Annotated in this window: 16 protein-coding genes and 1 pseudogene; 2 read left to right on the plus strand and 15 right to left on the minus strand. The window is 31.4% G+C overall.

Annotated features, from left to right (window positions below; translation table 11 throughout):
• Positions 1–6 precede the first annotated feature (6 nt).
• The 8 genes from RBU61_RS16985 to RBU61_RS17020 form a co-directional block, all read right to left on the minus strand.
• Positions 7–1,944: a V-type ATPase 116kDa subunit family protein gene (locus RBU61_RS16985; protein ID WP_308876841.1), complete on the minus strand. Its 1,938-nt coding sequence runs from the start codon at positions 1,942–1,944 to the stop codon at positions 7–9.
• Complete coding sequence (locus RBU61_RS16990) at positions 1,944–3,005, minus strand: V-type ATPase subunit (protein WP_308876842.1); 1,062 nt, start codon at positions 3,003–3,005, stop codon at positions 1,944–1,946. Before RBU61_RS16990 ends, RBU61_RS16985 begins: the two co-directional genes overlap by 1 nt.
• Positions 3,006–3,015: 10 nt before the next feature.
• Positions 3,016–3,333, minus strand: coding sequence for a hypothetical protein (locus tag RBU61_RS16995; RefSeq protein ID WP_308876843.1), 318 nt, complete (start codon positions 3,331–3,333; stop codon positions 3,016–3,018).
• 256 nt (positions 3,334–3,589) lie between these two features.
• Positions 3,590–4,156 (minus strand): indolepyruvate oxidoreductase subunit beta, encoded by a 567-nt coding sequence (locus RBU61_RS17000; protein ID WP_308876844.1) that lies wholly within the window; start codon positions 4,154–4,156, stop codon positions 3,590–3,592.
• Complete coding sequence (iorA, locus tag RBU61_RS17005) at positions 4,157–5,932, minus strand: indolepyruvate ferredoxin oxidoreductase subunit alpha (RefSeq protein WP_308876845.1); 1,776 nt, start codon at positions 5,930–5,932, stop codon at positions 4,157–4,159.
• A gap of 102 nt (positions 5,933–6,034) precedes the next feature.
• A complete protein-coding gene (locus RBU61_RS17010; protein WP_308876846.1) occupies positions 6,035–6,943 on the minus strand; it encodes a nucleoside hydrolase in 909 nt (302 codons plus the stop codon).
• Positions 6,944–6,975: 32 nt separating this feature from the next.
• A complete protein-coding gene (locus RBU61_RS17015) occupies positions 6,976–7,320 on the minus strand; it encodes a DUF1622 domain-containing protein (RefSeq protein ID WP_308876847.1) in 345 nt (114 codons plus the stop codon).
• A gap of 214 nt (positions 7,321–7,534) precedes the next feature.
• The gene (locus RBU61_RS17020) at positions 7,535–7,690 is read right to left on the minus strand and encodes a hypothetical protein (protein ID WP_308876848.1); all 156 of its coding nucleotides are present in this window, start codon (positions 7,688–7,690) and stop codon (positions 7,535–7,537) included.
• A 119-nt stretch (positions 7,691–7,809) separates the two neighbouring features.
• Between RBU61_RS17020 and RBU61_RS17025 the strand changes: the two genes are divergently transcribed.
• Positions 7,810–8,130 (plus strand): CGGC domain-containing protein, encoded by a 321-nt coding sequence (locus RBU61_RS17025; protein WP_308876849.1) that lies wholly within the window; start codon positions 7,810–7,812, stop codon positions 8,128–8,130.
• Between the two features lie 260 nt (positions 8,131–8,390).
• On the opposite strand, the pseudogene RBU61_RS17030 reads toward RBU61_RS17025, so the two are convergent.
• From RBU61_RS17030 to RBU61_RS17060, 7 genes and pseudogenes are all read right to left on the minus strand, one after another.
• Positions 8,391–8,807 (minus strand): annotated as a pseudogene (locus tag RBU61_RS17030) (ATP-binding cassette domain-containing protein); the annotation flags it as partial.
• Positions 8,791–9,126: a hypothetical protein gene (locus RBU61_RS17035; RefSeq protein WP_308876850.1), complete on the minus strand. Its 336-nt coding sequence runs from the start codon at positions 9,124–9,126 to the stop codon at positions 8,791–8,793. The pseudogene RBU61_RS17030 and the gene RBU61_RS17035, both read right to left, overlap by 17 nt.
• Entirely contained in the window at positions 9,113–9,478 is a 366-nt protein-coding gene (locus tag RBU61_RS17040; protein ID WP_308876851.1) for a hypothetical protein, read from the minus strand. The genes RBU61_RS17035 and RBU61_RS17040 overlap by 14 nt, the downstream gene beginning before the upstream one ends.
• Positions 9,479–9,571: 93 nt before the next feature.
• Entirely contained in the window at positions 9,572–10,123 is a 552-nt protein-coding gene (locus tag RBU61_RS17045) for a CD3072 family TudS-related putative desulfidase (RefSeq protein WP_308876852.1), read from the minus strand.
• Between the two features lie 27 nt (positions 10,124–10,150).
• Complete coding sequence (locus tag RBU61_RS17050) at positions 10,151–11,164, minus strand: ABC transporter ATP-binding protein (protein WP_308876853.1); 1,014 nt, start codon at positions 11,162–11,164, stop codon at positions 10,151–10,153.
• A 26-nt stretch (positions 11,165–11,190) separates the two neighbouring features.
• Entirely contained in the window at positions 11,191–12,192 is a 1,002-nt protein-coding gene (locus RBU61_RS17055; protein ID WP_308876854.1) for an ABC transporter substrate-binding protein, read from the minus strand.
• Positions 12,193–12,217: 25 nt separating this feature from the next.
• On the minus strand, positions 12,218–13,015 hold the full coding sequence (locus RBU61_RS17060; protein WP_308876855.1) for an ABC transporter permease: 798 nt from the start codon (positions 13,013–13,015) through the stop codon (positions 12,218–12,220).
• Positions 13,016–13,444: 429 nt separating this feature from the next.
• On the opposite strand from RBU61_RS17060, the gene RBU61_RS17065 reads away from it, so the two are divergent.
• The gene (locus RBU61_RS17065) at positions 13,445–14,305 is read left to right on the plus strand and encodes a nucleoside hydrolase (RefSeq protein ID WP_308879839.1); all 861 of its coding nucleotides are present in this window, start codon (positions 13,445–13,447) and stop codon (positions 14,303–14,305) included.
• The last annotated feature ends 35 nt before the right edge of the window (positions 14,306–14,340 follow it).

Genomic DNA, 14,340 nt, shown 5'->3' on the forward strand with positions numbered 1-14,340 from the left:
CTCCTATTATTTAATATTTACAGGGTTAAATTCCTTTCCTTCACCTTTATAATATCTACTAAACAATTCATAATATTGAAGTCTTAAACCTTGAATGAACACTATAAGACCTTCCATACCAATGATTACAATATTTCCTATAATAAGAACTATAATATTTCCTGTAGTCGTTCCTATCATTTTTCCTATGGTCTCAAAGGCTATAAATAAACCTACGTGAGTTAGTGCAAAGGCCCCTACCCTTATGAAAGAAACTGTACCACTTAACATACTCAAAAAAGTTTCTATAATGGAAAATACAGATTCTACATAATATCCAGATATATCATCTCCATGAAGAGGACGTTTTTTCGTTATAAGATGAGTAAGTGGTTGTCTAAATATCATGGCTAATATACATAAAACAATGATAACTATACCTATTTCCATTGACAATATTGGTCTATTTAAAAGCTTTCCACCAACTAATATCAGTAAGCATAGATATAATAAAAACCCGGCCAAGCCTTCTTTTCCAAATAATCCATCTTCTATGTCTCTTCTCTTCACACTGTTTATCATTCCATAGATATAAGCTATAAGAATAAGTCCTATACCTATGAATACTGCTGCCACCAGTACTGTATTTATATTTTCAAAGGGCTTAATTATAAGGGCAGGCAAAATATCTTCAAATCCAAATACTGCTCCATATAATCCTCCAAATATCATAGAACTAATACCTAGTCTTCCTAATAAACCACCAAACATCTTATTTTTCCTAGATAAAATCAGTCCACCTAATAATAGTATAAATCCTTGCCCTAAGTCTCCAAACATTGCCCCAAATAATAACATATAGGATATAGATAAAAATGGAGTAGGGTCTAGTTCGTTGTAAGATGGGACGCCATACATTCTAACTAAAGATTCAAAGGGTCTAAAAAGCCAAAAATTTCTTAGTTTAGTAGGTGGTGTAAGATCTGACTCATCCTTAAACATTATAAGGATATCTTCATACTCCCTTAATCTATCTTCAATATTTTTCTTATCTTTTTTAGCTACCCAACCTGATAGATAAAAAAATCTATTAGATCTTGCTAATTTTTCTTTGATATCTTCAATTTTTCCTTTTACATTTAAATGATTTATTGATTTTATAATATTGTCTTTATATTTATTTTCTAAATCAATTAATAGTTCTTCTAATATTTTTATATTTTTTCTTAGTTCTTTTAGCTTTACTTCTAAAGTCTCCATCATATCCTTTGGAGTACCTTTATATTCCTCAGGTATTATAATCTCTCTAAAGTTTAAAGATCTTAAAATTCTATTCATTTCTTCTCTTATGGTTGAAGGGTAAATAACTAAATAAGTTTCTCCATCTTTATTTGTTCCTGTATGGAGAATAGTCGCTAATATATTTTCATAGTTCTTTTTAAGATTTAATCTATCTTCTTTTGATAAGGACCCAATTCTAAAGTCAAAGTATGAAAGGTTTCTCAGATTTTCTATTGGTATTGTAAAGTCTTTTATTTGTGAAAAGCTTCTATAAAAGTCTTCTATTTCCTTTAACTGTTTTTTAGCTGATTTCAATTCTTCATTAGGGCCCTTTACCTCATCATAGATATTTTCTAATTCCTTGGAGATACAAGATATGTCTACATTCTCTTTTAAATCAGGTTCCATATCTATAGATTCAATATGAAATATTTCTTTTAATTCTTCTCCTTTTTTAAGAGCTCCCTCATAAAACTTATCTTTCTGAAAGGATGTTATATAGTTTAAATCTATGACTTTTTCTAAGTTTTCATCCTCTACCTTGAAGACAAAACTATTATCTTCAATTTGTGATAATGCAGATACTAAATCTACCTTTCCAGACAAGATGATATCCTTCAGTACATTATCTACATCAAAGATATTTCCAATGACATTAATCATAGTCATCTTTTCAACAGCCATTATTTATCACTTCCTTCAATTTTCCTTACTAAATATTCTTTTATTTCCTCTATTTCCAGTCCATATTTTTTAGCTTCTAATATAGAAATAATATCTCTTATTTCATACTCTAAAAGATGAAAATATGCAAAAGACATTGTTATATCAAACTTTGCTTTTTTAAATACATCTGAAAACCTGTAATAAATATATCTTTCAATTCTTCTCTCCATATATAAATCTACATCTTTTTCAGTATCAAATAAGAAATCATAAGAGGTGGATAAGACAATTTCTTTAAGCTCATCTACATTGGAATAACACATTTTCTTTAAAATTTTATATTTCAACTCATATCCATGGGGTAATATGAAATTTATTAACTCCTCCGGGATTAAATTATAAAATTTAATTCCTCTATAAATCCATTCAATATTTAATAAATCTTCGTTTCTCCCAAGTATTTCTTCAAAGATTAATCTATCTTCTTTCTTCAATTTCTTAGAATTATTGCTTAAAAGATTAAAATATAGCCTATCTAGATTCATTTCCATATAAAATATAATCTTTTCAGGTTCTTCCTTTCTATAAGGACTTAAAAAACTATAATAAATAGTTCCCTCTAAGTTTTCGATTAATTCTTCTAAATTAGATGAATTCTTTAACTTATTAGAATCAAAGCTGTAATTTTCCCCACCTAAAAGGCTTAAATTTCTGAATTCCATCTTTATCTTATCTTCATTTCTGCTTAAAGCTCTTAAATATAGTTTTAAATCTTCAATTTCATATCTAAGAATTAAAGCCTTGAATAGATCCTTATATCCACCAGCAAAATATTTTATTATTCTGCCAAACTCATGGATTAGATTTCTTTCAAGCTCTATTTGAACTTGTGGAATATCCTCTAAGTCTTCCCCATTCTTTAAGACCTCTTTATAACTAGTATTTTCTTTTAGATATAAAATTTGTTCCTCTACGCTTTCCTTTTCCATTAATTGAATATAATCTTCTTTGTCTAATAGTTTAGCCTTTAGAACTCTAATCTTAGTGTTTATGGCTGCAAAAACTCTTTCATTGCCCATAAATATCCCTCTATTCTTCCATCCTAAATAAACCAACCCATAAGTCTTCAACTAATCTTTTTTTATTTTCCTTATAGGAGTTTTCAATATCTTTTAAGATCTTACTATCTTTATATTCTAATCTTTCTATTTCTTCTTCACTTTCCTTAATGATTTTCTTATAAATATCTTCTCCCTCTATCCTTCCCTCTTCCATATACCTTTTTTCTAACTCTTGAAGGTTTTCTTTTAGCTGTCTTTCTCTTTGATTCATAATTTCTTCAGTCTTCAGCTTTATGTTTACAGCGTCTTTATCAATGCTAATAATCTTTTTAACAATATCATCCATAGCCATCACTCCTCGATTAATCTATTATACTCCTATTATTTTTTATGTAAACTTTGATAATTTCTCCTTTGAGCTCGATAATTTAATATAGATCAACTTCTAATAATAATAATTAACCTCTCTCTTATTTACTCGATAAATCTCTCTTATACTTCTATTTACTTCTTTTTTATATTCGTTACAAAAATTTAATAAAATAAAAAAGGGGCTGTTTCATAACTGATTTATCAGTTATGAAACAGCCCTTCTCTTTATTTTAGTTTAATCCTCTTTCGAAAGCCTTTAAATTTACTTCATGAACTCTTTCAGGAAGGAATTTCTTTATTTTTTGTTTCCAATCTATATTTTCTAGTCCTAAAGCCTTAACTATAAGCCCTAACATTACTATATTTTGGCATCTTGGTTCTCCCAGTTCTTCTGCTATATCTCTTGCATTTATTGATATTACATTATCAATTTTAGATTTTAATTCTTCCATTATATTTTCGGGATATTTCTCTAATCCTGCTAAAACTGGCAAAGGCCACATTTCTTCTTCATTTACTATTAATGTTCCGTCCTTTTTAAGTTGAGAGACATATCTTGCTCCTTCTAATTTCTCAAAAGAAACTAATACATCTGCTTCTCCTTTGTTTATAGTTGGTGAATATACCTTATCACCAAATCTAATTTGAGTAGTAACACTACCACCTCTTTGAGCCATACCATGGATTTCAGACATTTTTACATCGTAGCCTTCTTCCAATAGCCCTTCTGATAATATTTTAGATACTAGAATTGTACCTTGACCACCTACACCTACTAAAAGTAAAGACTTAGCCAATTACTCCACCTCTTTCCCAAAAGATTCTATAGCATTAAATGGACAAACCTGTAGACATACTGTACAGCCGTTACATAGTGAAGTATCCATACTTACTACATTATCCTTCATAGATATGGCTGGACAACCTATTCTTAAACAAGTCTTACATTTTCTACATTTATCTTGATTTACTTGACAATGTAGTCCACGTCTCGCCTTTTGAACATCTTTAATAAGTGCACAAGGCTGTTTTGTAATAATTACAAATGGGTCTGTGGCTTGTAGCGCGTCTTTTACTGCATTTATATTTTCATCCATTTTATATGGATCTATTACCCTTATATTTTCCTCTTTAACACCTATAGCCTTAACTAAGCCTTCTATATCAATCATTGGTGCTTCTATACCAGATATGTTCTTACCAGTACCTGGATTTTGCTGATGTCCTGTCATAGCAGTAATCCTATTATCAAGGATTACAACTACCATATTGCTCTTATTATATACTGCATTAACTAATCCTGTCATACCAGAGTGGAAGAATGTGGAGTCCCCTACAAATCCAAATACCTTCTTCTCTCTATCTGCCATTTGGTTGACCTTATCAAATCCAATACCTGCCGTAATTCCAGCACCCATACAAATAACAGTGTCTCCCATACCTAATGGCGGCATAGCTCCTAAGGTATAACAACCTATATCTGATGTAACTACTACCTTATTTTTATGTTTAGATAGAGCATAGAATATTCCTCTATGTGGACATCCTGCACATAATGCAGGAGGTCTAGACGATACTTCTAAATCTAATTTATGTGTATCTTCTACCTTTTCACCCAGCATAGCTTCTCTTATGATTTGCGGATTTATTTCTCCACAAACTGAGAATATCTCCTTACCTATACATTCTATTCCCATGGCTTTAATAAATTGTTCCATATATGGCTCATTTTCTTCTATTACATAGAGCTTGTCTACTTCGTTACTAAATTCTTTAAATAATTTATCTGGTAATGGATAGCTAAATCCTACCTTCAAGTATGATACAGTATCTCCAAATACTTCCTTTGCATGAAGATAACTTGCACCAGATGTGATAATTCCTATTTTTTTATCATTCCATTCAATTCTATTTAGTGGACTATTATTTGAATACTCCCTAAGTCTTGGAAGTCTATCTGTTTCAATTTCTATATGTTTAGCCTTAGAATTTGCCGGAACCATTATATATTTCTTAGTATCCTTTACATATTCTTTAATTCCAACGTCTATTCTTTCTCCTAATTCAACTACACCTTTACTATGGCAAACTCTAGTAGTCACCTTAAATAATACTGGAGTATCATAAGTTTCAGAGATTTCAAAAGCATGTTTTACAAAATCTTTACATTCTTGACTATCTGATGGTTCTACCATAGCCACCTTTGCATGAGGTGCGAATAATCTATTGTCCTGTTCATTCTGTGAACTATGCATACCTGGCTCATCAGCAGTTATAACTATTAGTCCCCCATTTACACCTTCATAAGCTATGGTAAATAATGGGTCTGCCGCCACATTTAATCCTACGTGCTTCATTGCAACTAAAGATCTAGCCCCTGCTATAGATGCACCTGCCCCAACTTCTAAAGCCACCTTCTCATTTGTAGACCATTCTGAATATATTTCCTCATATGAAGAAATATTTTCAAGTATTTCAGTGCTTGGTGTTCCAGGATAAGCTGTTGCAACTAGACATCCTGCCTCATATGCCCCTCTTGCAATAGCTTCATTTCCTGTTAAAAGCTTTTTCATAGAATCCCTCCTACTTTTATGGTGTTTATAATATTATATCAGAAATGTCACAATTTGTAATAAAATTTGAAAACTTTAGATTGGAAAATTTTAGTTGAAAATTTAACAAACTAATTCTTTAATAAAGGACCTAAATCCTTCTATATCTATATCTACTGCTACATCTATATTCTTATCCTCTTCAGGCATATTTCTATAATCTAAAAGTATTGAACCTAAGGCCTCTTTATTATTTGTCTCTATTGACACATTAAATTTCTTCTTTTTTATTATTTCCGGTAAAATCATAGTAATAAAAGCTACTGCATCATGGACTTCAATATTGTTTTCTCCCCATAGACATTCCCTATTATGTATTGCAAGAAAAATATTTGAAAGTAATGTACCATGTATATTATTAAGTGAGGAAAAGTATTCTATATCTTCTAGTCTTAGGAAAGCCTTTTTAGTTATATCTAATCCTACCATAGTTAAAGGTATAGAAGATTTAAATACTATATCTGCTGCCTGTGGATCTACATACATATTGAATTCTGCCCAGGGTGTGATATTTCCCGCTCCTGTAGTTCCACCCATAAATGTTATGGACTTTATTAGATTCTTTACATCTGGATATTTTAATAAAGTATTTGCTATATTTGTCATAGGTCCTATAGATAGAATTTCTAATTGTCCGTTGTTTTTAGTGGCTTCGTTATATATAAAGTCTACTGCTTCAATATTATAAAATTGCTTTTCAGATTCTTGTAATACTAATTTTCCTAAACCATTCCTTTTATTAGATAATTTCCTTTCTCTAGCTAAGGGCTGACTTGCACCTTTTGCAACTGGTATGTCCCATCCAATTGCATCTAATAGGTTTAAGGCATTTCTGCTGGTGTTTTCCATACTAGCATTTCCAACTATAGTTGTTAGTCCTAATACATTTATACTCTCTACTTTATGAGCAAGTACCAAAGCTGCAGCATCATCTAATCCTGGATCACAATCTATAATAATTGGTCTTTTCATGTTATCCCCCCAGATAATAGTTAAGATAAACCCTATTTTCCTTCTACTTCCACATTCTTTGCTCCACTTTTTAATTCCCAGTGTAGTACAAAGGTTAAAACTACCCTAAGTATTGCAACTGCTGCAAGTATAATAAATTCATCTATTGTCCTTATGACTACTGTTTTTATAATTTCTGCTGCTAATTTAAACTCTAAACTAAGAGACATAGCCTTAGCAAAATCAATAGCTACTTCATCATCTCTAAAGTCAAATCCGTTTCTCATAAATTGAAAGATTCCTCTTAAGGCTGCTATTGTAATAATAGCTACACCTATGGTCTCCAAGGAACCAGTAATATACGGTATTATAAGTTCTAAAAAATGTTCAATTATCATTTATTTCTCTCCTCTTTTGTATAATGTTACAAGGGGGGATGAGTATATTACTCTTATATTTTAGCATAAAAAACATTGATTGTGTAAATATATTAAGATCCAGTATTATAAATATGTATAAGGATTTATTTTATGACAAATTTTCTATTAAAAATACCTTTAGCTTGAAATATAACCACAAACTAAAGGTATTTGTTATTTATCTATATATCGTTTATTTCCCTAAAACTGCTTCTTTTATTGTCATACTATATTGTTCCTTAAAATAATCTTCAAGTGACTTTACTTCTTCCTCTGTTTTTTCAGCAGCCCCACCCCATCTGTCAGAACCTTTTATTTTCTCAGTATTATCGTTATAGTCTCCATCCACCGTAGGGTTATTTTTGCTAATAAATATTCCCTGTTACTTTTTTCTCCGTTGACATTATATTATGTTTATAGTAATATGGCAGGAACAAATTAATAGATAAAAAGGTTAGGAGAGTAAATATGAAAATTGCAATTGGAATATGTGAAAAAATAAATGGTAAATGTTCTACTATGGGATGTTTTAGGACATACAACAACAAAGAGAAGCACTTTTCTCAATACAAGGACATAGAAACTGAACTTATATCTTTATTCTCATGCAATATATGTTCTATGGATTCTAAAGAAAATATAATTACCATTGCGGAAAGACTGAAAAATTCTGAAGTAGACAGGGTACATCTAGGCACTTGTGCTGTTAAATGCAAGGCTGACAGAAAAGATGAAATTAAAGAAATCTTTGAATCCATGAATATAGAGGTAGTAGAAGGCACTCATTAAGATAAGATTAAAGTAACTTTTAGTCGTGATAATACTATGGGATTATCAAACAAAGATGTGGACGATGGTTTAACTCTCATGTATTTAATAGGTAATAAGAATATAGAACTATTTAATGAGTTAATTTTTGAAGCTTGGAAAAGAGAATAAGACACAAATAGGGCATAATAGCTCTTTTGTGTCTTATTCTAATAGTATCAACTTAAAAAATCTTAAATTTAGACCTATGATTAAAATTTAAACTTCTAATCTTTAATATGTTATAGCTCCCAACCACTTGATTCTGCCTGTATTGTCCATAATTTTTTATAAAGACCATTCCTATACATAAGTTCATCATGTGTTCCTTCCTCTGCAATTTTCCCTGCTTCCATAACGCTGATATTATCCGCATTCTTAATGGTTTTAAGGCGATGGGCAATTACTATGACTGTTCTTCCTACTATAAGCTCGTTGATTGCTCTTTGTACTTCAACCTCATTTTCTGGATCAAGGGAAGCTGTTGCTTCATCAAGTAAAACAACAGGAGCATCCTTTAGCATAGCACGGGCAATAGAAATACGTTGCTTTTCACCACCTGAAAGAGTGCAGCCTCATTCTCCAACCATAGGGTCAAATCCCTTTGGAAGCTTCATAATAAAGTCATAGCAGCAAGGTTTTTTAGCTGCCTCTATCATTCATTAAATTTAAAATACGCTCTCTTGCTCTTTCATCATAGCGAAGCTCCGCATATTTCATCAATGCAGAAGTAAGAGGATCATATACCCTGGAACCTATAACTAAGAACATTACAAAGGTCAATACATCTAAAGACCCTCCTATTAATAAATAGGTACCTGTTAAAATCATTAAAGTTAGACCTGCACGAATAAGAGTAATAGAAGTAAGAATAATAGGTCCTGATAAAGCTTCAAATGGAATACATTCTTTCATTAACTTTCTAAAAGAGTTCTCAAGACGAGCAAATTTTTCACCTACAAGATTATAAGCCTTCATAACACGGATACCTAACAAATACTCCTGTTTCAATCAAGGTGAAATCACCCATCATCATATTAGCTAAATCTCCCGGATCACGACTTGTAATATAACCTAGCGAAAGTTTACGAAGATGTTCTGCAAGATTAGCCCTATCTTCTGCAGAAAGTGCATAGGCATCACAATAGCTATGGCGATATGCAGGCTTTTCAGCAATAAACATCACTATCATATAAGCAAATAATATGTCAACAATCCTGCAAATCCTAGTCATATCAAGTCCTGTACCAGAACCATCAAAAGCGTTAAATATAATCTTTATCACTTCAATAGAAAACATAAAGGAAACTACATTGACTAAATTAGCCAAGATTATCCTGTAATATTAATAAAATATTTCTTCTATATCTATTGATTTTGAAATCTACTAAATTCATTTGATAAATAGCAGAATTTCTGTTTTCTAGTTTATAAATTCTCTTATTTTATCTAAAGAACTATATACATCATTTTCATTAATAGCTGTAAAAGGTATTTCTATTCCGACTTCCTTCAGATAATCTCTTAGTTCTTCTATGAACACACCTGAGCCTTTAACTTCCTTTAAAGTTCCAAGGATATTTTCCAGTTCATCGTTGTTTGAAATCTCTCCTCTAAAATCTCCGGAACAGGTATAATCAACTCCACAGCTTGGGCTGCCATCTATCCCTACAACTCCTAGGATTTCATAGCCTGCATTTATATAGCTTTTAGTCTGCTGGACTATGGGTCTAAGCATTTCTTTACATTGTTCCCTATAAAACAAAGTATCAAATTGCTCCTTTACATGGCCCCATCTTTTTATTCCATATACAATCATTTCTGGACATGGAAGTTGAATAATACCTATGCCTTTCTCCCCAAGAATATCTATAAATTCCTTAAAAGTTCCCTTATACTGGCTAAGTCCTTCCACCTTAGAATTAGAATTAATGATACAATGACAAATTAATATTATCTTCTTATTTCTTTTCAATTGTCATCCTCCTTAACTATTTAATAGTTATAGACCAATACAATGATTTTTCTTTAATTTCAAATACACTCTTTGCCCCAAAATATAAAGATTCAAATCATTAAACAACACATCTACCTTTAATGAAATAGAATTAATATCAACTGTGTATCTTATAATATTACCTTGAGGCAGTATATCAATAATTTTGCCAGAAATGATATACGATTCTTTAGATTCTTCTAATTCAATAGGAGATATCTCAATAGTCTCAGGTCTAATTACAATTCTTGGATGAGCTGAATATTCTTGACTTGTCAGCTTGGAGAATTGCTCACTTTCCAATATATTGTAATTGCCAACAAAGGCTGCTGTGAAAATAGTTTTTGGATTGCTGTATATTTCAAAAGGATTTCCTGATTGCTCTATAATCCCATCTTTCATTATATGAATTGTATCTGACATAGTCATTGCCTCATCTTGGTCATGGGTAACAAATATCGAAGTCATATTAAGCTCCTTGTGTATTTCCTTTATTCTGGATTGTAGAGATTTACGAAGCTTTGCATCTATTGCACTCAAAGGTTCATCTAATAGCAAAACCTTAGGTTTAGTCACAATACATCTTGCCAATGCTACTCTCTGCTGCTCGCCCCCAGAAAGCTGATAAGGATATCTCTTTTCATAGCCTTGAAGATTAACCATTTTTAAAGTATTCTTCACAAGATCATCAATAGTATCTTTTTTAGCCTTCTTCATCCTAAGACCAAATGAAATATTATTATATACATTCATATTAGGAAAAAGACTATATTGTTGAAATATCATTCCGATATTTCTATCCTTTGGATTCAAAAAAGTAATATCTTCTCCATCTAAAAATATCCTTCCACTGGTTACCACTTCTAATCCTGCAAGACATCTAAGAAGTGTACTTTTCCCACAGCCAGAAGAACCTAATAATGTAACAAATTCTCCCTGGGGAATTGAAAGATTGGTGTTTTTAAGGACATGGTTCTCACCATAATATTTTTCTATGTTTTCAAAAACAATATATGACATATTTATCTCCCTAACTTGATTAAATCCTATTTCCCCAATGCCTTTCTTGCATTATTTACATAAGACATATCAATAATATTTTCATATCCAATAGGATTTTTAATAATTCCCTGTTCTAAGCAAAAATCTTCGATTGCATTATAGCCTTCTTCGGAGAAGAAGCCATCGTTAGAAAGTGCTCCTCTTAATATACCGACAATTTCAACTAAATCTCTGTCTTCAAACATAGGAGAAACTAATTTTGCAAGTTCCTCATCAGTATGCTCTGATTGCCAAGCCATAGCTTTTATAACAGCATTTACAAATTTTTGAACTGTTTCAGGATTTTTCTCTGCAAATTCCTTAGTGACTGTAACCATTTGAGATTCATAATATTTAGATCCATAAAGTGCCTCATGCTGTGCAGGATCAGATGTATTAATTAAAATATTAGCGTTTAGATTTTTAAGTTCATTAATATGGATTCCATCAAAAAATGATGCTGAGATACTTCCTTGCTCAAGCGCAGCCAAAGCAGCTCCGTACTCCATATTTATCCACTCAACATCATTCTCAGAAAGTCCGGCTTCTTCCAAGGCAGAAAGAACAAATGAATAAGGGGCAGAGCCCGGCATTCCAGCAAAAATTGCCTTTCCTTTTAGTTGTTCAACACTTGTGATTTCGGAATTTCCGGCAAAAATATATTGCTTATTCTTTACTGTTGAAATAACTATCTTAGACTCTAATCCCTCTTCAGAAGCACGAAGTACCGGTTCAGTGGATAGCATACAAAATTGTGAATCTCCTGCATGCATCCCTTGGAAAGCTATTGGACCATCCTTAAAAACAACCCACTCAGTATCTAATCCTTCTTCCTTAAAGTAACCTAACATTTCAGCTGCATATACAGGAATCCAAGACTCTCCTCTCATTTCTGATATTACAATTTTTGTAAACTCTGAATCCTTAGAAACCTCCTTTGATGTACATCCGGTAAATATTCCGGCAATTAGACAGATCATAAGTACAATAATTATTGATTTTTTCATTTTTTCCTCCCCATTTTATTAGATTCTATATATTTTTTTCATGCTGTAGAGATAATCTTGTAGCTGCTCTCCAACGCAATAAATATGCCTCAATTTTATCGAGAATAAAATTAAGAATAATACCTACCATTAATAAAATAAAAATACAGGACATAACACGAGCTATCTTAAAATATGATGAGGCATAAGCAATCATCCATCCAAATCCAGCCGAAGCTCCCATAAACTCTCCTATAATTGCACCAATTAAAGAAGCCCCTACACCATTACGAATACCCGCTATTATCCAAGGCATACTAGATGGCAATACTACATGGTACAAGGTTTGTATTGTTCCCGCACCTAACAAATTTGCTGATTCAATGAGCTTAGGTTCTACATTTTGAATACCTGCATAGGTAGAGAAAAAAACATTGAAAAAGACCATTAATGCTGCAAGAAATATCTTTGATGTTAAACCTAGTCCAAACCATAGTATATATACCGGTGCTAGTGTGAGCTGAGGTACACCATGAATAGCTGTAATTATAGGTAAGAAAATCTTACCTAATGATTGTACTTGTCCAAATAATAGTCCAATAAAGATTCCTATAATAGTACCATAGAACAATCCGGCAAGGGCCTCTCGCAAGGTTATAGACGTATGTTTTACTAAATCTCCACTCAAAAAAAATTGTTTTAAATCTAAAACAATCTCACTTGGATAGCTTGTAAAAAAAGCATTATAAAGCTTAAATCTAGCGGCAATTTCCCAGAAAGATATAAATAAAACAACAATCAATATCCTTGTAATAAATACAAATTTATTTTTTCTCTTATCCATAATCACCATCCCTTCATATTCATCCAAAGTTGTCGAATATTGTCAATAATATCACACTGTATAAATATAATAATCTATCAACATAAGATGTTGAAGAGTTATTAAAAAAAATAATAGCAATTAAATTATTATTGTTTTTTTTAATAACATCCTTAATTTGAAATAACCTTGATATTGTTTCAGATAGAATCTATATCTACATAGCCTTCATGGAATCCGTAATATAAAGAATTATAGCTTTCCCAGAATGCTCAATTATCATTTAACTTTCTCGCCTTTTATAAAATTATTGCTGAATGGGATAGTTCAAATTGGCGAGATTTCTACCTTCCAACACATTATGTTTTAACATAAAATTATTGATTATGTTAGTATATAATTTGAAGTAGATTAAAATCACATGGCTAGGAGGTATTAATTTTGATTAAAGTGATTTTTGATTGTGATAATACTATGGGATTACCAAACAAAGATGTGGACGATGGTTTAACTCTTATGTATTTAATAGGTAATAATAATATAGATTTGCTTGGAGTAACCACTACTTTTGGCAACAGCAATATAGAGGACGTATTTACAACTACAACTAAATTGTTTAGAGATCTAAATATTACAAATATCCCCTTAAAGAAGGGAGCGGCACAGGACTATGATAGAAGAAGTGAAGCGGCTAGATTTCTTGTAGATATGGTCAATAAGTACCCTAATGAAATTACTATATTGGCAACAGGTTCTCTATCTAATCTATATGGTGCTTATCTTCTTGATAGTGATTTCTATAAAAAGGTTAAAAAAATTGTACTTATGGGAGGGTTGACTGAGCCCTTGATCATCAATTGTAAAAACTTAAATGAGTTAAACTTCTCCGTTGATAGTGAAGCAAGTCACAATGTTCTGCACTCTGGTGCAAAAGTCACTACGATGACAGGTCATATCTGTCTACAGGCGGAGTTCAAAAAAGAAGAATATGAAAGATTGATGGATAATAAAGATATACCGTCCTATATCTACATTAGAGAACATTCCTATGGGTGGTTTGAACATTTTAGAGCTTTATTTAATACAGAGGGATTTTTCAATTGGGATATAGTTGCAGCTGTATATATAACTAATCCTGAATTATTTAATGAAAATCCTAAACCTATAGTTTCCACTGTAAAGGATTTGGAAACTGGATTTTTAAGAGTAGATGAGAATAGTGAAAAGGAAAATATAGTAAATATACCTACAGTGATAAAGAATGTAGAACTGTTTAATGAGTTAATTTTTGAGGCTTGGAAGAATGTTTAGTCATTAGATGGGTAAATATAATTTATATACTATAA

It is taken from the genome of Tissierella sp. MB52-C2, assembly GCF_030931715.1.
Lineage (GTDB): Bacteria > Bacillota > Clostridia > Tissierellales > Tissierellaceae > Tissierella.

Excerpts from the sequence above, each read along its gene's own strand:
- RBU61_RS16985 (WP_308876841.1), bottom strand. The coding sequence starts at position 1,944 with ATGGCTGTTGAAAAGATGACTATGATTAATGTCATTGGAAATATCTTT.
- RBU61_RS16990 (WP_308876842.1), bottom strand. The coding sequence starts at position 3,005 with ATGGGCAATGAAAGAGTTTTTGCAGCCATAAACACTAAGATTAGAGTT.
- RBU61_RS16995 (WP_308876843.1), bottom strand. The coding sequence starts at position 3,333 with ATGGATGATATTGTTAAAAAGATTATTAGCATTGATAAAGACGCTGTA.
- iorA (WP_308876845.1), bottom strand. The coding sequence starts at position 5,932 with ATGAAAAAGCTTTTAACAGGAAATGAAGCTATTGCAAGAGGGGCATAT.
- RBU61_RS17010 (WP_308876846.1), bottom strand. The coding sequence starts at position 6,943 with ATGAAAAGACCAATTATTATAGATTGTGATCCAGGATTAGATGATGCT.
- RBU61_RS17015 (WP_308876847.1), bottom strand. The coding sequence starts at position 7,320 with ATGATAATTGAACATTTTTTAGAACTTATAATACCGTATATTACTGGT.
- RBU61_RS17025 (WP_308876849.1), top strand. The coding sequence starts at position 7,810 with ATGAAAATTGCAATTGGAATATGTGAAAAAATAAATGGTAAATGTTCT.
- RBU61_RS17035 (WP_308876850.1), bottom strand. The coding sequence starts at position 9,126 with ATGAAGGCTTATAATCTTGTAGGTGAAAAATTTGCTCGTCTTGAGAAC.
- RBU61_RS17050 (WP_308876853.1), bottom strand. The coding sequence starts at position 11,164 with ATGTCATATATTGTTTTTGAAAACATAGAAAAATATTATGGTGAGAAC.
- RBU61_RS17055 (WP_308876854.1), bottom strand. The coding sequence starts at position 12,192 with ATGAAAAAATCAATAATTATTGTACTTATGATCTGTCTAATTGCCGGA.
- RBU61_RS17060 (WP_308876855.1), bottom strand. The coding sequence starts at position 13,015 with ATGGATAAGAGAAAAAATAAATTTGTATTTATTACAAGGATATTGATT.